The following is a 21,880-nucleotide window of genomic DNA, read 5'->3' as shown; positions in this document are numbered from 1 at the left end:
TTTTCTACCAAAAGTAAGACCGTTCTGGATGCGCTAGAATCTCTGTAAAGTCTCGCCTTACTATCTTCTTGATAAAGAGATGTCATTCCTACTTAATCAGAAAATTTAGACGAAAGAAGGAAAGATGTCAACCGTTTCTCTAAAAAAAAGACCCGCAGACGTAATCTGCGGGGTATTCTCAATCGATGTAGCGGTATTCCATCAAGCTGTTTAGAATCTGAAGCTCTTGCAGCAGTGCTTCTCCTACGTTCGTTTCGAGAACCTTCTTCCGCTCAAGCTCTTTATCGACTAGTCTCCTAACGGATAAAACATCCGCCCCATTTAAGAGGACTTCTTCTTTTGAATTAAAATGCTTATGAGCGACGAGCTGCATGCCGAAGGAGTTATAAAGTAACGTGTATCCAGCGATCCCGGTTGTCGATTGATACGCTTTCGAGAAGCCTCCGTCGATCACGACCATCTTCCCGTTCGCCTTCACCGGATTTTCCCCTTCGATTTCTTTTACCGGCGTATGCCCGTTGATGATATGGCCTTGATCAGGATTAAGATCGAATTCAGCGAGAAGCTTTCGGCACGTTTCTTCTTCTTCTCGTAAATAGTAGTAAGGGTTTTTCTTCTCTTTATGAGATTTTTTATCTTGAATAAAGTAACGCTCGAACGTCGTCATCTCACGTTTTCCAAAGAGTGACGAATACTCGCCTGTCCATAAATACCACACCATGTCTGTTGCGAGGTCATCCGTTTTCTCAGGGTGCGCGTACGCTTCACGGAGATATCGTTCAAATACATCGAGCAAATCACGCCCGGCGTACGATTCCCCTTCGATCATCATGCTCTCCATGTTTCCTTCTTCATCAAGCGGAATGCAGCCGTGGATCAGGAGGTTACCATTGTATTTCAAATAAAGGCTTCCTTTTTTCATAAGAAACTTCATGTGGCGCGCAAGCTTTTCAGAATGCTGAACAGAAAACAAGAGCTTGTCCATTACTTCTTGTTCTTCCTCTAAAAGTTTCTCCGGCTGTTCAGGGTCGATCGTATTAAAACACGTATTTTCAAGGTCGTACGTTTTCCCGTGAATCGTAATCGTACTGTTCTCATGATCGATCTTCTCAAGCAAGAGGCGCTCTGACATATTGAAGTTCGGTCGTCTCTTGATGATTGGGCTTTCGAGCTTAAATTGAATCATTGCAATAGCCTGGTGAATCTTCGTGATTTGCAGCAGCTCATCTTCTGAAGTTTTATCGTCTTTATCTACTTTCGGTCTAAATACCGGGTTGTCACCATAGTACTTCTCCGCAAGGTTCAAGAGCGGACGCAGGTTGATGCCATACGCATCCTCGATGATCTCGAGATTGTTGTAACGCGCACAAATTCGGATGATGTTCGCGAGACAAACCTTCGACCCAGCAAATGCCCCAACCCACAGTACGTCGTGATTTCCCCACTGAATGTCGACAGAATGGTAGTTGATGAGCGTCTCCATGATCTTATCAGGCTCCGGTCCACGATCATAAATATCGCCAACGACATGAAGGTGATCGACGACAAGTCTTTGGGTCGTGTAAGATAGCCCGATGATGAGCTTGTCCGCCTGACCGAGCGAGATCACCTGTTGAAGGATCTTCTGGTAGTACGGTTCCTTATTCGCATCGTCCGATTTATAAAGCAATTCTTCAATCACGTACACGAACTGTGCAGGCAGCGCTTTTCGCAGCTTCGAACGCGTATATTTTGAAGAAGCATAGGAAATCAGCTTGAACATTCTCTGAATCGTATCGTTATACCACTCGTTCAGCTCTTTATCGTTATCGAACGAATTCTTGATGAGCTTGATTTTTTCTTCAGGATAATAAACGAGGGTAGCAAATTCATTTAATTCTTCCTCAGATAGTTCCTCTTTAAAAAGGTCGGAGATTTTCTCCTTCACTTTCCCCGATCCGTTTCGTAACACATGTTGAAAGGCTTGGTACTCCCCATGTAAATCACTCACAAAGTGCTCTGTCCCCTTCGGCAGGTTTAAAATCGCCTTCAGGTTGATGATTTCTGTTACGACTTTTTCTTCACTATCATACTTCTGAGCTAGCAGATCTAAGTATTTCGTGTTCACGATGATGTAACCCCTTTCAAAATCAGTTACGAATGATGTAAGTCCTCCCTCTATTATAAGAGAAAACGTTTTTGAAATTAAACCCTCTTTGCAACAAAAGGGAATCCAACATTCTCCATCATCAAAAATCTCCTAATTTATCGTTCTAGCGAATTCCATTCGATAGGTTTTACAGATATTTACTAGGGGAATAGGGGACTAAATGTGCGATGGAGGTTTTTGAGATGAAAACAATAACAGCCAACAAAAGCGTGCGATGCGCTACAGAATACGATGCACTAAACCATGTGCTTGTTGTGAAGCCCTCATTTATGAAGATCACTGAAATCATAAATGAAACGCAGAAACACTATGAAAAAAGCAACATCAACGTGCCGCTCGCACTGAAACAGCATGAGAACTTCGTCTCGACCTTAAAAGAAAACGGCGTGAACGTAAGCGAACTTCCGACCGACCCTCACCTTCCTGAACAAGTGTTCACGAGAGACATCGGGTTCACGATCAACGATGAACTGTTCGTCGGAACGATGAATGAGCGAGTACGCCGCTCTGAAACAAACATTTTGAAAACATGGCTCAGCGATCGAGGAATCGGTTTTCAAGAAGGACTACCTGGTTCAATCGAAGGCGGCGATGTCGTTGTCGATGGTTCGACGATCTGGATCGGTGTAAGCGGGCGTACGACGAAGCGTGCGATCGATGAGTTACAGCGAAGACTGCCAACGTATCGTATCGAAGCGATTCAACTGACGGAAGACATTCTTCACCTTGATTGTGTCTTTAATATCGTTTCAAAAGATACTGCGCTCGTGTATCGTGAAGCTTTTACAAAAGAAGGTTTGAAGAAAATCTCCGCTCGCTTTCAATCACTCATCGAAGTGACAAAAGAGGAGCAGTTCGAGATGGGGCCAAACGTGCTCTCGATCGGAAACGATCATATCGTGAGCCTTCCTCAAAACGAGCGGTTGAATGCGATTCTTCGTTCAAAAGGCTTTCACGTCATCACCGTCGATTTTTCAGAAATCATCAAATCAGGCGGTTCATTTCGCTGCTGTACCTTACCGCTTGTCCGTCGTTAATTATACAGCCCAAAGGAGACCGAACGATGTTAAAAACAAAAAGCCCCCATTTACTTACGAAAGAAGACATGGAGAATGGCGAGAACCTGCCTGACTGGCTGATCAACGAATACCAGACGTTCAAAGAAGTCGTGACCGACCCGACATTCCCATGCTTCTTTGGCAGAACTGGACAGAAAAAAGGAGAGTTAAGATACGCGTATATCGAACATAATCACTGGGCGAACCTGCCTGAAGCGGTCGAAAGCTTCCTCAGCCTGTTCGAGGAACCTACGAAAGTGCGGCACGGTTTATTTATTTTCGTTGAGCCAGAGAGTAGTGAAAAGTCGATCGAGTATTATCGCTCGTATTTCTGGGACATTCTCCAGTATTTACATAGTCAGGACCGCTTCCCATGGCCAAGTGACGCACCGAAAGATCCCGATCACTACTTGTGGGATTTCCACTTCGCCGGACAGCCGATCTTCACTTTTGGAAATGCGCCTGCATACAAGCAGCGAAAAACGAGAAATCTAGGGAACAGCTTGATTCTCGGCTTCCAACCACGTGCCATTTTCCAGGGTCTTGAAGGGACCGAGAAAGGCGGCATCATGTCCCGGGAAAAGGTACGCGCACGCGTTGAGGCCTGGGATCAATTGCCGAAGCACCCTGATATCAGTCATTTTGGTGACCCTGACCATAACGAGTGGAAGCAATCGTTCATCGGAGACGACATCGAACCGATCGAAGGAAAGTGTCCGTTTCATCATAAAGAGAGTTAATTCAAAGAAAACTTGGAAGCGTCATTCCAAGTTTTTTCTTTTATCTTCGTTACGTTAACGTATCAAATGTCAAAGTTCTCACATAATCGCTAGAATCGCTAAATCCTGTGATAATGTATGAACCAAGGAGTCCCCCCAAACTCCTTCCCCCCTTAAATTATGATATAAAATGGTCCCCCTATACGATGTATAGGGGGACCCGTGTGTTACATCCTTTTACCCGTGGTCGTGTCCATACCCCTCTTCCATTTCGATCGCTTCGGCTTTTGTTCGATGAACCGTACCGAACGGATGGTTTGGAGGTGCGTAGATCGAATAAAGCTTGAGCGCATCTTTTCCTGTATTGATCACATTGTGCCACGTGCCTGCTGGAATGATGATTGCAAAGTCATCGTAAACAGGTACTTCAAACGGCAGCTGATGTTTATTCATCCCCATTCTCACAAGTCCCTGCCCCTGTTCCACTCGTAGAAACTGGTCTACATCAGGATGCATTTCTAATCCGATGTCTTCCCCTACTCCAATACTCATCAACGTAATTTGAAAATAATCTCCTGTCCATAGTGCTGTACGGAACGTGTTATTTTTTAACGTTGCTTCATTGATATCCACCACGAACGGCTTCGGTCCATAATCTTGAATCTTTACTCTTCCTATTCCTTTTGAAGCTCGATCTTCGCTGAACGAACCTGAATCATAGGACATCCAACTCATTCCCTTCACAGTTTCTAAAACTATGCTATTCAGCGTGCTAGGGAATGTGCCTATGCGGGACATAGGGACAGGTACCTCGTCCCTCCAATTAACAACATGAGCGGTTACTCCTTATGAAGAGGGACACGGGACCTGTCCCCTTGTCCCAAACCCTCATCCATGAATTGTATACAGGTGCTGTGCTAAACTGATTGAAATAAGCTTCGTGTACTGAAAGAACTCTCATTTATTGAAGGTGCTCCTATATGATAAAACTTTTATTATTAATGATTGCGTTTGGCGTAGGATACTTGTTCGACTTGATGAGCATTCCAGCGGGCTGGTTACTCGGTGCGATGCTTGTCGGCGTTTACTACCGCCTCATGATCGATGAGATCTCCTACCCGAACCTTCTATTCGACCTATCACTCGCTGTGATCGGCGTCAGTATTGGCATAAGTATAAAAGTATCCATGTTTACAGAGGTCGCAAGCTATCTGTTCCCACTAGCCGTTTCGCTAGTTATCCTGCTTGTTGCGAGCTGGGTTCTCGGAAAAGTGCTCGGTCGATATTCGAACCTCGATGCGAAGACAGCTCTCTTCTGCTGTCTCCCTGCAGGGGCTTCCGTCATGATGGCACTCAGTCGAGAGTACAAAGCAAACATGGGCATGGTCGCAGCCTTTCAAACAGTGCGAATCATGATGCTCGTTGCGACGATTCCAATCGTCGCTGGGTTTATGACTCCATATTTGAAAACGAAGGAAGTGGAATCGAGCGGGTTAAGTAAAGCTGTAGAAGGTGCGGCACCCATGTGGCTCGCTATGCTTTTTTATCTCCTACTCATAGTGGTGACGCTCGTACTGGCAAAGAAATGGCGAATTCCAATCGCACCGTTTCTCTACGCGATCGTTCTCTCCTTTATCTTTCATTCGTTCGTCCAGCCACTCCCTTCGATGCCGAACCTTGGTGTAGGACTTGGGATGGCGATGCTTGGTGTAATCATCGGCGTTCGGTTCGACCGTAAGTCTCTTTCCGATATCAAACAGATCGGATGGACAAGTCTCTGGATCCTCGTATCCTTTTTCTTTCTTACGTTCGTCGTGACGTTCGTGTTCTACCTCATGACACCGCTCGACTTCATCACGAGCCTGCTCGCAATCGTACCAGCAGGTGCACCGCAGATGGCATCCGTCGCCGCATCACTAGACCTCGACGGAAGCGTCGTCGCTGCCATGCAGGTTATTCGACTGCTGATTCTTATTCTATTTATTCCAATGCTTGTTCCGTTTCTTGTGAGGCGGGAAGTGACCAGCGGGACGTAGGGACAGGTACCTCATCCCATCAATCATTAAAAAATCCAACCCTCGAGTTGAGGGTGGGATTTTTTAATTGATACTTATTTAATTCTACGATCTTCCCCGTGAAAATCGATTATGTTTGCCTCCAGCACCTCTCCACTCAGCTGATCAATGTACACTTCTGCATAGTTGTTAGGAGCAAACTCGATGACGACCGCGATTCTTTCGGATTCCATATTAATAACTTCGATTTGATTCTTCTTCAACTTCACATCACGATAAGGAGATACCGTTTTTTTCGCTAATGTGATCGCCTCTTCATTAGATAAGTGAGAAGCAGACCACCCAATCTGAAACATACCAACGATCAAGATCGTTAGAACAAGCAAGGATAGCACTTTCTTATTAAACAGCTGTTTTCTTAATGTGATGATGAACATCGCTCCTAAGACGCCTACCATCACACATAAGATATTAATCATGATAGACACGTTAAAAGGCAACCATCATTTCTTACACTCAAACGAGTAACTTTTCGTAAAGTCATTATGAATCTCTAAGCTTACTTCCCCATCGATTTCATAGCACCTAGACGTTAGCAAACTGATCTCTTTACTATGAAAATAGTTTGACGTTAGGATAAGAAACGAAATGGCGAAGGCGGCTAATCCCGCTAAACTAACTCCTATTATGTATGTACGGTTCAAGCTATCAATCCTTTTTTAAATATTAATCGTTATTCAGCCTTCTTTACGATCGACTCTCCAGCTCTTCTAACCACTTTTCAAATGAAGCTCTGCTTCTTGAATCGGTCATTGCTAATCCGCGTTTGCCATACTCGATCGCTAAAACAGTATCACCCATGTTAGAAGCATATTCAGAGAGTATTTTCCAATCACTGTATGAAGAAGGTACATAATTCATCCTCTTCAGTCCAACCGAAATAGCAGCTTCCCAATTCTGTTCATCAGTATAGATCGTCTCGAGGGTCGAATAGATGAACGGCGCTTCAAAATAGTATGGACCTTTCGTTTCCTCAAACTCGAGTAACTCTTTCTTGAGCAGATTACGATCATATCCTTCAGCTAATTTCGCTGGTGTTTCTTCATAAATCTCTTCATTTCGAATTAGCCACTTATGAGTATCAGAAAGTGGTTGCTTCGTAATTTCAGTGAGCTTTTTCTCAAACGATCCTTGCTCCTCAGCAATAAGTTTAGAAACGACTTGCTCACCGTGGTCTTCTAATAGTTTCTCCACGATAAATTGCGCCATCACATATCGCTCGCTAGCTCCTGGACCTTTCATGTCCATTTCTGCAACTGGCACAACATCCCAGCTCCCAATGGCTTCATAGAATGGAAGCGGAGCGAACCGGTGCGCGAAAGCTTCTGATACTCCTTCATGAAACCAGTCTGGTAGATCCGTAATTTCCATCTCTTTATCTATGCTGTTCATCAAATAGTAGTGAGCATATTCATGCGAAAGTGCGTGTACCCTTTCCTCTTTTGATAATTCCCCGTTAATGAGGATAATGTTGCTAAGTGAAAGATAAAGCCCATTGCGGTGCAGTAATATAGGATGAGGGAGCTTGCCCTGTTTTGTGAGTATGACTTCTAACTGAGGCAGATCGCTCTCGCCAAACCAGGCAACACCTAACTCCTGAAATCCTTCGATTTCCTCAGCTAGTTCATTCGCTACTTCTTTTTGCTCACTGTCATACGTTAGCACCATGTTACCTTCTTCAAATGAAGGATCTTTAAAATGGTACAACTGTAATACAGCGTTTGATGTAACGTTGCCTAAGTATCCTTTAATCGGTGTGAACTCTATTATTCCTCTAATAACAAAAAATGTGACTGTCACGATAAGGATTTGAACAAGAATCTTCTTCATTTTCTTTCTTTTCAAAACTACCAATCTCCCAGCGCCATCGACAACGTATTTTATTCCAATTATTTCAAACCCTTCAAGACATTGCAAGGGACATCAGGGACAGGTACCTCGTCCCACCAAACGTATACTCCCTTGTGAATGAAGAAGGGTACCTTAACTATCGGTTACTAATCTATCCATCGGGACACGTTACCTGTCCCCTTGTCCCTTTTGTCACGAACGCGTATCATAGAAACTAGCATCTACCGGAAAATTCCATCAAGAAATGAGGGTATGTAATGAGAGAATATCCACTAGAAACCATGGTTGAGATGGTGCTTGAACATTTCGAAATCAATACGATAGAAAACGAGCACTTTCGAATGAACACACTCAGGTACATGATCGAAGAAGGGCTGCTGGAAGACCTCCCGCATCTTGCAAAAGAAATCAAACGTCAGCGCGCCGAGATACTTATTGAACCGATGCGTTCTATTGATCCTGAAGCAGCCAAGCAAGTAGAACTATGGCTGCAATTCGTGTAACTCTTTTTACGGAAGAGGTGATCTTCTTGTATTCGAACGCCCTCAGCATGACGGACTTCATAGCATACATAATAGTCCTAGGTCTTATCTTCACGATCCACATCTATAAAGAAAAAGTAAAAGAAAATCGAGAGCGAATCGCAAGACTTGAAGAAGAGAATTCGAAATTAAGAGAAGCAGTCAGCTTTTACCATGATAAGGTTAGTCGAGAGTTTGATTGATGGTGATAGAAGCGAAAACAAAAACAGGAGCCCACATAGGCTCCTGTTTTACTATTTCTCTATCGATCATTCCGCAAACGAAATGGTAATCATCGCAATGTTCTCTATCGAAATATCCCCCATCTGTGTTGAAGTGATCGCTTCAAGCGGATTCTCGATCACGTCCCAATTCTCACTTACTTTTTCTAAGTAAACTGTGAGATCCTCTCTCGAAAAGTCATCCTGTAAACTCACTTCTGCCTCTGTCACAAACATCATGTCGATCTTCCAGTATTGCTCAGACTTTATTAAGTGTCTAGAGATCACATGCTGGCTTAGAGGCTCAAGTACTTTAGAAAGAACGGCCAATGCATGATCCTGACTATCAGACACTGAGTGAACTCGTATAAACATTCTATTCTCCTTTGCGTCAAATTCTTCTTGGTAAATGAATCATTCAACGTACACTCCTATTAAGAACAGAAAGTATACAATCGAGGAAGGCAGCGCAATGAAGATGATTATTCGCTTAATTCCTTTTGGTAGTTCATTAAATCTAAGATAAGTATCAATAGCTAGATAAATACATGAAAGTTGAATAACACCGATCATCACTATCCTGACTACATCCATTGAACTTAACGTTGTAAAAGGAATATTGAAATTCTCTCTAAGATAAATTCCTGATACACCAAACACTCCAGATAAAACAAAGAAATACATAAACATCTTAATCTTTTCCATTTTTCTCTCCAGCTTTTCTAAGATAAAAACACGCCAAGTGTAAAAATAAACGCAACGACGAACCCTAGTGTAAAGAGCAATACTCGTTTTACTTTTATCGACGAAAACTCAAAAAATAGATTAAAGATAAATTCAAAAAAACCATGAGAAAATCCCTCTGCCATATTCTCTATATCTTTTCTCTTACCGAATACTGAAAACCACATTAAAGCTATGCCAAGTAATGCAAGTAATGCTAGAAATACCTTTAACCACACTGATGTTATCCTCCGAGTTAAATTACCTAATTTGTGTTATACAATTGATTATCTCAGATCCTTACGATTCAGGTGTTGGTAAGTTAAGGTAGTTAACAACGTAGTTCATGAAAAAAAACGCTAATTTTCATTAGATCTTTGAATAGAGAATTTCGATAAGACATGAGACCTACTCTATTCCCACTTATACCCCATATACTCATACGCTTTTTTAGCCACTTCGAAATGATCGGCATGCCAATTTTCTACATCGAGCAGATGATGGTATTTAAGTTCTATGCTTTCTATAGATGTTCGAAGGTTTCCGTCCTGTATCTCACATATAAAAAGTGGATGATACGACGTATGAGGCTGACCAAAATCTTCTGGTTTTCTTGTAAAGATGCTAACTAGATCTTGGACTTTTACATTTAATCCTGTTTCTTCTAAGAACTCTCTTTTTAGTGATTCCTCGGGGCTCTCCCCCGCGTCACACCAACCGCCGATAATTCCCCAGGTTCCATCATCAGCACGACGTTCTAATAGTATTTTCTTGTCAGAAGAAAAGACGATACCGTTCACGCCAACTTTAGGTGTGATGTGTCCCAGTTCACTTTTAAACCTTTCTACTACGATACTTTCCTTAATTTCACTTAATTCAGAGTATTCTTCGCTTGCCAATTGCAATAGTTTTTCATATCTTTCAATATCATAAGGGTCTTTTGCATATCGTCTCCCCAATTGCGCAATTGAACGAACCTGTTCTAGTAATGAAAGTCTATTTTTCAATGGTAAACCTCACTTTCGGTTGAGAGTATATCAAACTCAGTTTTTTACATGCTACGGAAATTAGTTTGGAGGATCCCTTTCGCTTTTTGAGTATCTAAAGATGTATCTAACGCTAGATGAGGGAACGCTTTCTGTGAAATTTCAACTGGGCTTAGGAGTCCATCATCCCACCCAAGCTGATTCAGCCGCTTTTTAAAAAAGGTATAGTAGCTTTCTTTATGTAATGGCCCAGCATGTAAGACTCCATTAAATTCTATCTCGCAAAGCTCAACAACCGCACGAGCTAAATCATCCACATTAACGAACGTTCGATACACATTTTCCCATGCTTCAATCGGTTGATTTTCTTTTACTTTATCGATTAAGTTTAACGTTCGCTTCTCAAGGTAATCACGATTTCCGTATAGTGGTCCAGTTCTTAAAATTACGTGATTAGCATGATTAGTAAGAACTAAGTGTTCTCCAGCATATTTTCCGTTCACATAGTTAGCTAAAGCTGCTTCCTTTGGTAAAGTTCCAGTGGAATCATTTTCTGTGTATCCTCCTACGCCATCAACAAAAACGGCATCAGTTGAAAGAAAGATGAACTTTGTTTTCCCTTCTATCACTGATAACACATTTTTAAGGCCTACATCGATTAACTGCATCTCTTCTTCAAAATTCATTAAAGACCAAACAACAACATCTGGATCAATGGTTTCAATGGCATGGGTAATCGATTCATTATTCGTGACATCGACTTGGATAATCGTAGATTGCTCATTTATCAACCTTGAGGTACCTACAACTGTGAAGCTATCGTTTTCTGAAGCCACTTGGTAGATTCTCGAACCTAGAAACCCTGTAGCTCCTAATATGAGTATCTTCATCTCTACCCTCCTTAACTGTTCCTAACATAAACTTCCCTATAATTGAATAAAACGCCTGCTATTATTATAGCAAGCGCTCCATCTTAATAAATTTTCACTAGTCATTTCACTTCAACTCTTCAAATTCCCGCTTCAATATCCCCATCAGCACAGAATCATGATACTCGCCGTCATAAAACAACTCTTCTCTGATCCTGCCTTCTTCTTGAAATCCTAACTTTTTGTATGATTTTATTGCTCGTTCATTATAAGAAAATACATCTAACCCGATTCGATTTAAATTCAAGATTTCAAATCCATATATTAAAAGCAGCGACATTGCCTCAGTACCATAGCCCTGCCCCCAGTACTTCTTATCAAATATGGAAATTCGAACGACGGCTTTTTTATTATGATGATCAATGTCCATCATCGCTACGTCACCAATGATTTGGTCAGTTTCCTGTAAACAGGTGACAAGGTCGATCCTCGATTGATCCATTACAATTCGATCGTACCAACTTTGCACACCCTGACGACTGAACACAACCTGTGTACCTGTAAGCTTTCTGCCTTCAGGATCCCAAAGCGCTTTGGCGTAGAATGTGTCTAAATCTTCCTGCTCGATCGGTCTTAAATAGACGCGATCAGCTTCAAGAAATTTAATGTTCTCCATAACCGTTCCTCCTCATCATGACCTTGGTTCCATTTTAGAGGCAAGGATGAAGAAAATGATATGACGAGTTTTTTTTAGAAAGAAACTACCTAAAAAAGATTACCCAATCAGGTAACCTTTTTCTTAGAATAGATGATCTTCTTTATCGTTTCTACGGAAAGATGATGCTTCTCCGCAATCGTTTCTACCGAATGTCCGTGCAAGTACTCTTCTTTTATCGAACGATTTCGCTTCGATAGTTCACTACGAATACCAGTCGAAGCTCCCCACTTTTCTCGATTGCGTTGAGGTTTTGGTATATAAAGTGTTTCGCCTTGTATGTATTTTTGAATTTCTTTTAACAACTCATTAGGTAACGCTTTTTCTGCATTTACATATTTCATTCTTGCCAGCCCCTTATTTTTATTCCGATAACTAATAAGGTGCAAAACCTAATGAATGAAGTCGATGGCGACGTTTAGTAGTATGACCTCATGCAAAGAATCGCCATTTCATAGGCTTTGCATGAGTTTCTCTCGTTATCTCGTATTGAGCATCTCGTTTCATCTGGTCCACCTCCGCCTTTTCTTGTTTTCGTTTTCATCATCTCAAACTATTCTGTCTAATTCAATTTAATAAGGTCTACATAACCGGAGGTAGAGATCATGTTAATTTTATTCCGATCCTTACGATAAATCACCGAAGCACCCAGCCTCTCTTCCTCTTTCCATCCCTTTGCCTTCAAAACGAATTTGTATCCAAGTGGAATGCCATTCTCCTCAGAAGCCTTCGACCACTCGTACCTTTCGCGATCTTCACCTTCCTCAATAAGAACCGCACGTTTTGGAACTGGGAAATCAGATAGTTCATCTGAAGGTGTGAAGGAGGAAAATACGATGGTAGGCCCAATTAAAAATATGGAAAGAACGAGTGTCGCAATTGCGATTTTCTTCATATCAGCTACCTCTTATCTCATTAGATTGCTTTCTTATTGAGCTCTTTTTCCAATAAAAAAATTCAAAACAAATTCTCTTGTTTATCCGTCAACTTCACTATAAATGGATATGCGGATAATAGAATTCCAAGCAATAACATGATTGTTAATCCTGAAATTGCTTCAGGTATATCGTACAAAACAAAAACAATCAGCAATATAGGTAGAACCGGGATGAAGGAGAAGGAGATTTTCAAAGATCTTGCAGTAAAATATAGATTTTGAGAGCAGTGAGGACACGCTAATGGGTATTCTTTTTTTAATAGTGTCCTCTTAAATAAATACCACCTTGAAACGGTATTATAGCAGCTAGGACAGCCGTTCATGTTTATCACCCTTATGATCGTAGTGCTTATCTCTTACTTACATTAGCTAATAAGAAGCAAATTCCTCTTCCTAGGTTCCTTTTTACTTAGAACGCAGTCCTATCACTACCTCCTTGCTGTCTTTCACTTCAATTTCAACATGATTACTTAGTTTAATAGAGAGAGGATGAACAGCAGATCGTTTGTTGGAAAATATCCATCTCCTGCCTGGTTTAGTTAATAAAAGAAAGCTCTCTTTTGAACGATCCCCCATAAAATTAAGCGCACGCTCACTTAGTTCATCGTTATCACGCTCTCTAATGCCTAATTCAATCAATTCTTGACCAGTCTTTATAGGGTCATCCACTGTAAGACTTATTTCACTCAGATTTATTATGCTATGTTGTGAAAATGGTGCTACATCATACTTGATAACTGACTGTCTGGAGATAAACTCAACGATGTTTCCAGCAGGATCATAAAAGTAAAGCGATTTAGCTGGCAAATGGGTAAAGTGCGCTTCATCTTTTCCATCTTCATGATTTAATTCAACTTTGCTTTTAACCCATGCCTTCGCTTCCCTGAACTTGTTTGAAGGAATATTAAAAGCAAAATGATAGAAAGGTTCTCCTTCTACGCCTGACGTGAATATAAGATGACTAGAACCAACTGCTAGTTTAAAATATTCGTTTTTATCCTCTATTAAAGACAACCCGAGAATTTCGGAATAAAAACGTCTCATCTTTTCAAGTTCCTTCGTTCTTAACATTACCTCACTGATTTCCAATGCCAAGCCCCCCATGTCTTTTTATCGATCATAAAACCTTTACCATTCTTACACCACACCCAAAAGAATGAGACGATCTGCGACTATCGACTGAGTTTTTCTATATAGCCGTTGCAACCTCTACCATTCTATCGGGACACAGAACCTGTCCCTACGTCCCTCTCCTATGATATATTATCCTACGTACTAGATTTGAACGGGGGCACAGGGACAAGGAACCTGTCCCCACGTCCCCCTCGAACGGAGTTGATACTATGAATCATACAGGAAAAGAAATAACGCTGATCATCATCGGTTCACTGTTCTTTGCGCTTGGTGTAAACTGGTTCGCGATCCCAAACGAACTAGGTGAAGGTGGCGTAACGGGGATCTCGATGGCACTCTATTACGTGCTCGGATGGTCACCAGGTCTTACAAACTTTATTATGAACGGTGTGCTCCTTGCGATCGGATATAAAGTGCTCAACAAACGCGTCACATGGTATACGATGCTCGCGATCTTCTTCACATCTCTATTCATCCATCTAACAGAAGACATGGGTAACCCAGTCGACATCATGCTTGGTACAGTGTTTGCCGGTGTTTTCATCGGAATCGGACTTGGACTCGTCCTGCGTTCAGGTGGAACGACAGGTGGATCGACGATCGTTGCGCGCATGCTGAACCAGCACTTCGGCTGGAGTGTCAGCACGTCGATGTTTGTATTCGATATCTTAGTCGTGATGGGATCATCCTTCATCATCGGAATCGAGAATACGATGTACACAGGGATCTCGATCTATATCAGTACGAAGATACTCGATTACTTGATCGATGGTTTCGATACGAGAAAAGCCGTTACGATCATCTCACATAACACCGCTGCGATCGCTGAAACCGTGAGCGCGGAGATGGATCGCGGCGTGACGATCATCAATGCACGCGGTCACTACTCGAATGAATCGAAAGACATCTTGTACGTTGTCATCAACAAACAGGAGCTGTTCCTGTTGAAGAAGATGATTCAACAAGCAGATGACAAAGCATTCGTCGTCGTACACGACGTGCGTGATGTGTTCGGAGAAGGTTTCACCTTCCCAAAAACGTAACGCTCTTCACTAAGGCTCCTCATCAAGAGGAGCTTTTTTCTTTTTACCACAGCTAAAAACTTAAAAAGCAAATTGTTCCAGCCCACTCCCTTTTCGCTTTAATCTATGAAAACGTTCTATCTATTATCCCCTCGCACTTCCCTGATCCTCACCTCGCACAATAGGTCATATTTTGTCGAACGCTTACATCTCCCCACTGAATTTTTCTAACATTGTTACTATTAGACTAGGTATTGCTACCCCCTTTTGCATCTGCTAGATTGTTAAAATAACTTCACATCATTTCTCTATATAGTTTTGGAAATACGGTCCGATAAGTTTCTACCCTGCAACCATGAATTGCAGGACTATAGGGAAGGTAAGCTGATTCGTTGTTCACAACGCCTAAGCCTTATTCATTCTTCCTGAACCCGGACTTTCCATAAGTGCGGCTTTTTTTATAGATCTGTTTTTGTGAAGCAACACTTCTTTCAGGGGGATTTCATCACCATGAGCATCATTTTTGGTCTATTATCCATTGCGGGGATTCTTGGCATCGCATGGTTACTCAGTAACAACAAGAAATCAATAAACTGGCGAACGATCGGAGTCGGACTCGCGATCGAGGGGGCTTTCGTTCTTTTCGTACTAAAAGTTGAGGCAGGTAAAGCGTTTCTTGAAAAAGCATCTGCAGCCGTCCAGAAGGTCATCAACTATAGTAACGAAGGCATTCAGTTCGTGTTCGGCGGGTTGTACGAGCAAACAGAGTTAACGTTCGTGTTTGCGATCAACGTACTTTCCGTTATCATCTTTATCTCAGCACTCGTCTCTGCTCTTTACTACTTACGCGTCATCCCGTTCATCGTACAGATCGTCGGTGTGACGGTCGGAAAACTGATGGGCACAACAAAAGTCGAATCGTTTAACGCAGTTGGGAACTCGTTCCTCGGCCTTGCTGAAGCACCACTTCTCGTTAAACCATACTTAAAAATCTTAACGCGTTCAGAGATCTTCGCGGTGATGGTCGGAGGAACGGCTTCCGCGAGTGGAGCGATTCTCGTCGGGTACTCTCTCATGGGTGTCGACATCAAGTACCTCTTGATTTCCGTGTTCAGCGTTCCGTTCGTCTCCCTTGTGATCGCAAAGATCATGGAGCCAGAAACAGAAGTATCCCAAACGAACGATAACGTGAAGATGAAGCGTTCAGATCATGCGAACGTGTTCGAGTCGATCGCAGATGGAACCGTTAGCGGTGTCACGCTAGCCCTAAATATCGGTGGTCTTCTAATCGCGTTCATCAGTATTCTTGCGCTCCTCAACGGACTACTCGGTTTCGTTGGGACCGACCTAAGCACGATCTTTGGCTACGTCTTCTATCCATTCGCACTTCTTGTCGGTATCCCGCTCGACGAAGCGTTCCGTGCTGCTTCGATCATCGGAACGAAGATGTCGATCAACGAGTTTGTAGCGTTTCAGGATTTAACGTCTCAAGAGAGCGAACTTACTGAGAAAACGGTCGCGATGCTGTCTGTCGCACTCTGTAACTTCGCAAATCTTTCTTCGATCGGTCAGCTCATCATCAGTCTTGGTTCACTTGAGCCTTCGAAGCGTCCACAAGTATCGAGGCTTGGTTTAAAAGCGATCATCGGAGGTTCGCTTGCTTCGTTTATCACTGCGATCTTCGTAGGTATGTTTATCTAATATGAATGTAGAAAAAAGCCACATTTCAATTCTGAACGGATTGCAGTGTGGCTTTTTTTATAAGATCTATTAGTGGGATTTTCCTTGTAGTTAGAACGACGATTTTTGTGCTTGTACCATTTGACGAGCGCTGCTTTTTTTAAGCCATAGCGAGTAAAACAAAATTACTAAGATCCCAATCGAAATAGCAACGGAATAAAGAATAACAAGGTTCGTTGAAGTCCCTTCGACGAGCGAGGAAAGGAATTGTCCAAGAAATGTAAATGATGAGAAATACGCTAGATTCCTTCCACGATTGCTAACATTACTTTTTTCGACGACCATATGATTCGCTAGAGGAATCGTGAAGCCAAACCCAAACCCGATAACGATTCCAGCTATGATCGTGATGATTAATAAACTCTGACCTATGATTAATAGGAAGAAGCCTAGCGTAAACAGAGTAAATCCGGTGAGAAGCGTTTTATAATCGGTTAACTTCTTGACCATTTTAGGCATAATGCTAGCTGAAATGACGGCTACAAATGAAATCATAGCTAAGAAATAGCCCGTTGTCGCTGATCCTAATTGAAAATGATCTGCTAAGTAGAATGGCAGTGTGATAAATGCGATAAAGAACATCGTCATCGCTAGTAAAGCTGATAGCAGCACTGGAAAAATTGTTCTCATACTCCTCGTTTTCGGTTCTTGTGCCTCTTCTTTGACCACGGATTTCTTATAAGGCACGAAGATCAAAATAAATAGAAGCGCAACCCACGCGATCAAATAAATCATAAATGGCCACTGCCATCCTAATCCACCAAGGACCCCTCCGATACTTAGAAAGATAATTCCTCCAGTTTCGATCGACATCCCTTGCAGAGCAACCATCTTCAAGCGTTCTTCCCCTACAAAGAATTCAGCAAGAAGACCTGTCGAAGAAGCCATCACGATTGCTGTAGCTCCACCTAGTAAAATCCGGTCCGTAAAGATCGGAATCGTTCCGGACAACCAAATCGCAGAGACCCCTAGCGCTCCATACAGTACTAACCCTATGCACAACGAAAGATAGGAGCCCACTCGGTCAATGAGCCGACCAGCAAGTGGTGCGAAAAGAACAACGCCAAGTGCTGGCAGTGTCGTTAGCCAGGTGGCCATCTCCTCTACTCCGTAGTGCTGTGATATGTCTATGAGAGCCGGTGTAATCACGCTCCCCACCATGATTGTTAAGCTTGCAGTAAGCATTAATGAAAAGATGCCAACTTTCGATAATTTGTTCATCGTTTTCCCTCCTTGATTACGAAAAACAGCATACCACAATTAAATTAGTTAGGAAACTAATTAAACTCCTATCGATATTCTTTATTTTTTTATGCTAGAATACAGTTAGTTTAGGAGGGAATACCCGAATGCATAAATCACACAAGGATGATATCGGATATCAAGTTCAGCAAATTTCCCATTTAGTTAAACAGCTTCAAAACGAACGATTAGTAAAAGAGGGGCTCAGTATCTCTCATATGAACGTCATGTTTGTGCTGTATGACGAAGACCGAGTCAATCAATCTCACATCCAACATCACCTCGGAATAAAAGCTTCCTCTCTTTCTAAGCTGATCGACATCTTGATACAAAAAGGGCTAGTAACACGAGAATCACTAGATGGAGACGCTCGCTCTAAAATCATCTGTCTCACTGATCTCGGTAAAGAAAAACAATCGCAGCTCTATAAAATACGAGATGAATTAGAAGGGCAGCTGACAGAACATTTAAGTAAAGAAGAAACGGAAGAGCTTGCAAGGATGCTTTCACAAGTAAAAAGCAACGTCGATAAGTACTATTACTCTTCATAAAAAAGAACTCCTATCATCAGGAGTTCTTTCTGCTTTCACCATTGATTTCAAAACACGACTCGAAAACACTTACACTCAAGCATCTTCCCACGGAATCACTCGAAGATCCCACTTGCTCGTCCACTTCGCAGCTTTCGCTTCATACACTTCTCTCGTAACCATCGTTTTATTTGCTCGAACCGTCATTGTAAAAAGGTCGTTCAAACCGAACGGAGCGTAGATTCTGAAATTCCCTTCGTCATCCTTCCTGACCCCGAGCGCCGTTGCCGTCGTCGGCCAGCTGTTGATGGCGTCCTCAAGCGATTCGTACTGCTCGATCTTCTTCCCGAATTTTTCTTCATACCAAAGGTGAACCCTTGCTTCGTTCTTCACGTCGATTTCAAGCGGCACGTCATGAAGTAACGCTTGCAAGTGCTCTTCCGTACGCTTTTCCTTCTCTCGACTCAAGTCTTCATCATAATAGATGATGTCGATATCACCGATGCCATGATTCAGCGGATTTCCTGATAAGGAATTCCACACCGTTTGAACGATGCTTCCGGCCCCTATGTAATAATTTTCGAGTTCTGCATGCGCAACGTTCAATACACGTTCGATCGTTTCATTTTTATGTACGATGTCTTCTAGCATTTCCATTTGACTCTGTAAATCAAGATTCCTACCACTTTGCATGAGACGACCCTCCTCTTCTAGGTTCCACCTCATTATCTCGTACTACTGATGAATTTTCAGCAATTGAGCAGTATTTCTCACAGCCCTTAGCACACATAAACCATGCAACTCGTCCGATTCACCTTTATAATAGAACATATAAGTACCGGAAAATCTTGGAGGGATTCGTTTGGATATCACGATCATCGGGGGCGGAATCGGTGGATTAACTGCCGGGGCGTTACTCACAAAGGACGGGTATAATGTGACGGTGCTAGAAGCGTCGAACGAATGGGGCGGTTCTGCCGGTAAGTTCAGCCGAAAGGATTACCTGTTTCCTGTCGGTGCGACGATGGGGATGGGGTTTGAGGAAGGCGGCGTTCACCACCGCATTTTTGATGAACTTGGACTTTCAATTCCGTTTGTAAAATTAGACGAAATCATGAGAGTGTATAACGGTTCTTCTGTTATGCCTTACTATGCTGATCGAAACCGGCACCTCGCTGAATGTACCTCTCAGTTTCCTGATCATGCGGAAGCAATCGTCTCGTTCTATCAGGAAGTGTGGAAAATAGGTGCTGAAATACGGAAACTCATCAAGCCGCTGCCCGTCCTGCCACCCGTCACCATAACGGAATGGAGAAAACTGCTCTTCTCAGTCAACATCGGAACTCCAAAGCTTCTCCCTTATTTACGAAAAACGATGGGTGATCTATTAAAGAAACATCACCTTCATGAAGCGCATGCGTTTCGCCATTTTATCGATGGTCAGTTGATCGACAGCATGCAGGCAACGAGCGGTGAATGTTCAGCACTCATGGGAGCGCTCGCACTCGATATTTACCATGAAGGCGCATACTACACGGAGGGCGGTCTCTTCTCTATCGCTGAAAAACTGCAGGCTTATATTGAAGAGCATGGTGGCAAAACGTTTAAACGAAAACACATTCAAACGATTCGTCGCGAAAAGAAAAAGTGGGTTGTGGTCGATCAGCGCGGAGAGAACTGGAGAGCAGATCATCTGATTTGTAATCTTCCTGTACAGAGCTTCGTCCCCCTCCTCTCAGAACCCCTTCAACTTGAGCTTCCGAACAAGCTTCAAAAAAGAAGCAGAATTTCACAGTGGGGAGCGTTCACGATGTACCTTGCGATCGAGGAGAACGTGATTCCAGAATACACCGCTCTTTTCAATCAAGTATTGGTTGAAGGCGGAACCATGACAGAAGGGGACCACCTCTTTCTCTCTCTTTCAAGCTCAAAGGACCGGATACGTGCACCACAAGGTTACCGAACACTTACTGTGAGCACACATACAGAGCTTCATCGCTGGGATACGAAAGAAAAATACGATCAGTACAAAGCGTTCTTAACGGAAAAAGTTCTGAGTGGCGTCGAGCGCGTGATCCCTGAAGTAAGAAGCGGCATCGACATGATGATGGCTGGTGCCCCTCGTGCTTGGGAGCGATTCACGAAACGACCGAATGGTATGGTCGGTGGGTTTCCACAAACGAACGAATTCAGCTTGTTCAATAGCCTATCGCATCGAACAGGACTCGATGGATTATGGCTTTGCGGTGATAGCGTATTCCCAGGTGCTGGTACGATCGGCGTGTCGACGAGCGGGTATCATGTGTATCAATCGATCGCAGGGAAGCGATAGGAAAAGCTGCGCCCCCGCCTTATCCTCTATCCTTCTCCTGCAACCAATTCTCGAGCGTCGGCAGGGAATCGGCATACTGCTTGATCTCGTTTAACGTTTGCAGCACTTGGTCTGTACCCATTTTCTGTCCTTCATCCAACGACCCATCTAGCTTCAGCGAACGCTTCAGGTTGTACTCTAGCCAGCCAAGCTTTCCTGAAAAGCCTGTTGCGAGTACCTTTTTCCAGTCGGCATACGGTTCACACGTTTTCTTATAGCCGTCGATGAATGAGAAAAAGCGCTCTTTGTCGATCTTCCCTTCCCCCGTCATCGCCCAGTAAACAGCCGTTTCAAGAAGATCTTGCATCGGATTGATATACCCAGCCGATTCCCAATCGATGACGATCGGCTCACCGTTTGACCAAAGCACGTTTTTCGGATCAAGGTCTCGATGACTGATCACTACTTCTGAGGAAAGGATTTCGGATGCTTTCTTCGCCATCGCTGTCCACCTGTAAAGGTTCTCTACATACGTATCAAATAGCGGAACCCAAGGCGCATCGGCTTCTTTACCGAGGTGCAAGTAGTACTCCCAGTCCGTCACCTCACTTTCCTCAATGTCATACGGAATGTGTAACGTGGAAAAATCGGTCCGATGAATGTCTGAAAGCAGCGCGCCAACTTTTTTGCTATGGTCACTCGTGATCGACACCGGTTTGAGGCTTTCCCCTTCAATCCAGTCGTACACAAGAAAGTACTGTCCATCGAGCTGTTGAAGGAACGTACCGTTAAGCCACAGAGCAGGAAGGGCTGGGATCTCGTTCGACACGACCGTTGCGACTTCTTCTGAATTCAAGAAGTTTTTTACAGCAGAAGGTCTCGTAATGACCTCCTCGTTCAACACTTTAATCGCGTATTTCCCTTTCGTAGTCAAAACAGCATACATCCGGTGTAAGAGCCCGCCATGAATCCGTTCAGGTAGCGTGATCTGCTTACCGAGCCCGCATATCTCACACATCCGTTCTAAATCGGGTTGGCTCATCTGCCGTCCTCCTTTATAAAGAATCTCTATCCTGT

Annotated in this window: 26 protein-coding genes and 1 riboswitch; of the genes, 9 read left to right on the top strand and 17 right to left on the bottom strand. The window is 43.0% G+C overall.

Annotation, left to right across the window (positions count from 1 at the left end):
• Positions 1-178: 178 nt before the first annotated feature.
• Positions 179-2,107, bottom strand: a complete 1,929-nt coding sequence (gene fbp, locus PFZ69_RS10735; RefSeq protein ID WP_270181075.1) for a fructose-1,6-bisphosphatase — start codon at positions 2,105-2,107, stop codon at positions 179-181.
• A gap of 224 nt (positions 2,108-2,331) precedes the next feature.
• Between fbp and PFZ69_RS10730 the strand changes: the two genes are divergently transcribed.
• Together PFZ69_RS10730 and PFZ69_RS10725 are read left to right on the top strand one after the other, a co-directional pair.
• Complete coding sequence (locus PFZ69_RS10730) at positions 2,332-3,186, top strand: dimethylarginine dimethylaminohydrolase family protein (protein ID WP_270181074.1); 855 nt, start codon at positions 2,332-2,334, stop codon at positions 3,184-3,186.
• A 26-nt stretch (positions 3,187-3,212) separates the two neighbouring features.
• Positions 3,213-3,947 (top strand): YqcI/YcgG family protein, encoded by a 735-nt coding sequence (locus PFZ69_RS10725; protein ID WP_270181073.1) that lies wholly within the window; start codon positions 3,213-3,215, stop codon positions 3,945-3,947.
• A 216-nt stretch (positions 3,948-4,163) separates the two neighbouring features.
• Here PFZ69_RS10725 and PFZ69_RS10720 read toward each other — a convergent pair whose 3' ends face one another.
• Positions 4,164-4,661 carry a cupin domain-containing protein gene (locus tag PFZ69_RS10720; protein ID WP_442865146.1) on the bottom strand — a complete coding sequence of 166 codons (498 nt, stop codon included), beginning with the start codon at positions 4,659-4,661 and terminating at the stop codon, positions 4,164-4,166.
• A gap of 245 nt (positions 4,662-4,906) precedes the next feature.
• On the opposite strand from PFZ69_RS10720, the gene PFZ69_RS10715 reads away from it, so the two are divergent.
• Entirely contained in the window at positions 4,907-5,962 is a 1,056-nt protein-coding gene (locus tag PFZ69_RS10715; protein ID WP_270181071.1) for an AbrB family transcriptional regulator, read from the top strand.
• A 74-nt stretch (positions 5,963-6,036) separates the two neighbouring features.
• Here PFZ69_RS10715 and PFZ69_RS10710 read toward each other — a convergent pair whose 3' ends face one another.
• Both PFZ69_RS10710 and PFZ69_RS10705 read right to left on the bottom strand, forming a co-directional pair.
• Positions 6,037-6,420 (bottom strand): hypothetical protein, encoded by a 384-nt coding sequence (locus PFZ69_RS10710; RefSeq protein WP_270181070.1) that lies wholly within the window; start codon positions 6,418-6,420, stop codon positions 6,037-6,039.
• Positions 6,421-6,688: 268 nt separating this feature from the next.
• Entirely contained in the window at positions 6,689-7,846 is a 1,158-nt protein-coding gene (locus PFZ69_RS10705; RefSeq protein WP_270181069.1) for a hypothetical protein, read from the bottom strand.
• Positions 7,847-8,109: 263 nt separating this feature from the next.
• On the opposite strand from PFZ69_RS10705, the gene PFZ69_RS10700 reads away from it, so the two are divergent.
• Together PFZ69_RS10700 and PFZ69_RS10695 are read left to right on the top strand one after the other, a co-directional pair.
• On the top strand, positions 8,110-8,355 hold the full coding sequence (locus tag PFZ69_RS10700; protein WP_270181068.1) for a hypothetical protein: 246 nt from the start codon (positions 8,110-8,112) through the stop codon (positions 8,353-8,355).
• A complete protein-coding gene (locus tag PFZ69_RS10695; protein ID WP_270181067.1) occupies positions 8,337-8,576 on the top strand; it encodes a hypothetical protein in 240 nt (79 codons plus the stop codon). The genes PFZ69_RS10700 and PFZ69_RS10695 overlap by 19 nt, the downstream gene beginning before the upstream one ends.
• Before the next feature lie 66 nt (positions 8,577-8,642).
• Here the strand turns inward: PFZ69_RS10695 and PFZ69_RS10690 are convergent, their stop codons facing one another.
• The 10 genes from PFZ69_RS10690 to PFZ69_RS10650 form a co-directional block, all read right to left on the bottom strand.
• Positions 8,643-8,969, bottom strand: a complete 327-nt coding sequence (locus PFZ69_RS10690; RefSeq protein ID WP_270181066.1) for a hypothetical protein — start codon at positions 8,967-8,969, stop codon at positions 8,643-8,645.
• Positions 8,970-9,008: 39 nt separating this feature from the next.
• Positions 9,009-9,299, bottom strand: a complete 291-nt coding sequence (locus PFZ69_RS10685; RefSeq protein ID WP_270181065.1) for a hypothetical protein — start codon at positions 9,297-9,299, stop codon at positions 9,009-9,011.
• Between the two features lie 17 nt (positions 9,300-9,316).
• Positions 9,317-9,556 carry a hypothetical protein gene (locus tag PFZ69_RS10680; protein ID WP_270181064.1) on the bottom strand — a complete coding sequence of 80 codons (240 nt, stop codon included), beginning with the start codon at positions 9,554-9,556 and terminating at the stop codon, positions 9,317-9,319.
• Between the two features lie 174 nt (positions 9,557-9,730).
• Entirely contained in the window at positions 9,731-10,324 is a 594-nt protein-coding gene (locus PFZ69_RS10675; RefSeq protein WP_270181063.1) for an NUDIX hydrolase N-terminal domain-containing protein, read from the bottom strand.
• Positions 10,325-10,368: 44 nt separating this feature from the next.
• Positions 10,369-11,193, bottom strand: coding sequence for a sugar nucleotide-binding protein (locus PFZ69_RS10670; RefSeq protein WP_270181062.1), 825 nt, complete (start codon positions 11,191-11,193; stop codon positions 10,369-10,371).
• A gap of 106 nt (positions 11,194-11,299) precedes the next feature.
• On the bottom strand, positions 11,300-11,848 hold the full coding sequence (locus tag PFZ69_RS10665) for a GNAT family N-acetyltransferase (RefSeq protein ID WP_270181061.1): 549 nt from the start codon (positions 11,846-11,848) through the stop codon (positions 11,300-11,302).
• Between the two features lie 107 nt (positions 11,849-11,955).
• Positions 11,956-12,231 carry a CD3324 family protein gene (locus PFZ69_RS10660; RefSeq protein ID WP_270181060.1) on the bottom strand — a complete coding sequence of 92 codons (276 nt, stop codon included), beginning with the start codon at positions 12,229-12,231 and terminating at the stop codon, positions 11,956-11,958.
• A 218-nt stretch (positions 12,232-12,449) separates the two neighbouring features.
• Positions 12,450-12,782: a hypothetical protein gene (locus tag PFZ69_RS10655; RefSeq protein WP_270181059.1), complete on the bottom strand. Its 333-nt coding sequence runs from the start codon at positions 12,780-12,782 to the stop codon at positions 12,450-12,452.
• A 62-nt stretch (positions 12,783-12,844) separates the two neighbouring features.
• On the bottom strand, positions 12,845-13,147 hold the full coding sequence (locus PFZ69_RS21020; protein ID WP_442865145.1) for a TIGR04104 family putative zinc finger protein: 303 nt from the start codon (positions 13,145-13,147) through the stop codon (positions 12,845-12,847).
• 82 nt (positions 13,148-13,229) lie between these two features.
• Positions 13,230-13,913 carry a VOC family protein gene (locus PFZ69_RS10650; protein WP_270181058.1) on the bottom strand — a complete coding sequence of 228 codons (684 nt, stop codon included), beginning with the start codon at positions 13,911-13,913 and terminating at the stop codon, positions 13,230-13,232.
• Positions 13,914-14,167: 254 nt separating this feature from the next.
• Between PFZ69_RS10650 and PFZ69_RS10645 the strand changes: the two genes are divergently transcribed.
• Together PFZ69_RS10645 and PFZ69_RS10640 are read left to right on the top strand one after the other, a co-directional pair.
• The gene (locus tag PFZ69_RS10645; protein WP_270181057.1) at positions 14,168-15,001 is read left to right on the top strand and encodes a YitT family protein; all 834 of its coding nucleotides are present in this window, start codon (positions 14,168-14,170) and stop codon (positions 14,999-15,001) included.
• A gap of 267 nt (positions 15,002-15,268) precedes the next feature.
• Positions 15,269-15,371: riboswitch (purine riboswitch) on the top strand.
• A 119-nt stretch (positions 15,372-15,490) separates the two neighbouring features.
• The gene (locus tag PFZ69_RS10640; RefSeq protein ID WP_270181056.1) at positions 15,491-16,681 is read left to right on the top strand and encodes a NupC/NupG family nucleoside CNT transporter; all 1,191 of its coding nucleotides are present in this window, start codon (positions 15,491-15,493) and stop codon (positions 16,679-16,681) included.
• A gap of 90 nt (positions 16,682-16,771) precedes the next feature.
• Here the strand turns inward: PFZ69_RS10640 and PFZ69_RS10635 are convergent, their stop codons facing one another.
• Positions 16,772-17,941: an MFS transporter gene (locus tag PFZ69_RS10635; RefSeq protein ID WP_270181055.1), complete on the bottom strand. Its 1,170-nt coding sequence runs from the start codon at positions 17,939-17,941 to the stop codon at positions 16,772-16,774.
• Between the two features lie 128 nt (positions 17,942-18,069).
• Between PFZ69_RS10635 and PFZ69_RS10630 the strand changes: the two genes are divergently transcribed.
• The gene (locus tag PFZ69_RS10630; RefSeq protein ID WP_270181054.1) at positions 18,070-18,513 is read left to right on the top strand and encodes a MarR family winged helix-turn-helix transcriptional regulator; all 444 of its coding nucleotides are present in this window, start codon (positions 18,070-18,072) and stop codon (positions 18,511-18,513) included.
• Between the two features lie 75 nt (positions 18,514-18,588).
• Here PFZ69_RS10630 and PFZ69_RS10625 read toward each other — a convergent pair whose 3' ends face one another.
• Positions 18,589-19,185, bottom strand: a complete 597-nt coding sequence (locus PFZ69_RS10625) for a nucleotidyltransferase family protein (RefSeq protein WP_270181053.1) — start codon at positions 19,183-19,185, stop codon at positions 18,589-18,591.
• Between the two features lie 169 nt (positions 19,186-19,354).
• On the opposite strand from PFZ69_RS10625, the gene PFZ69_RS10620 reads away from it, so the two are divergent.
• Positions 19,355-20,824 carry an FAD-dependent oxidoreductase gene (locus tag PFZ69_RS10620; RefSeq protein ID WP_270181052.1) on the top strand — a complete coding sequence of 490 codons (1,470 nt, stop codon included), beginning with the start codon at positions 19,355-19,357 and terminating at the stop codon, positions 20,822-20,824.
• 19 nt (positions 20,825-20,843) lie between these two features.
• On the opposite strand, the gene PFZ69_RS10615 is transcribed toward PFZ69_RS10620, so the two are convergent.
• Entirely contained in the window at positions 20,844-21,845 is a 1,002-nt protein-coding gene (locus PFZ69_RS10615; RefSeq protein WP_270181051.1) for an aminoglycoside phosphotransferase family protein, read from the bottom strand.
• Positions 21,846-21,880: the final 35 nt, after the last annotated feature.

The organism is Alkalihalobacillus sp. CinArs1 (assembly GCF_947387515.1).
Lineage (GTDB): Bacteria > Bacillota > Bacilli > Bacillales > Guptibacillaceae > Guptibacillus.
The sequence above is the reverse complement of the archived record's forward strand: the minus strand, read 5'-3'. Positions and strand labels throughout refer to the sequence as shown.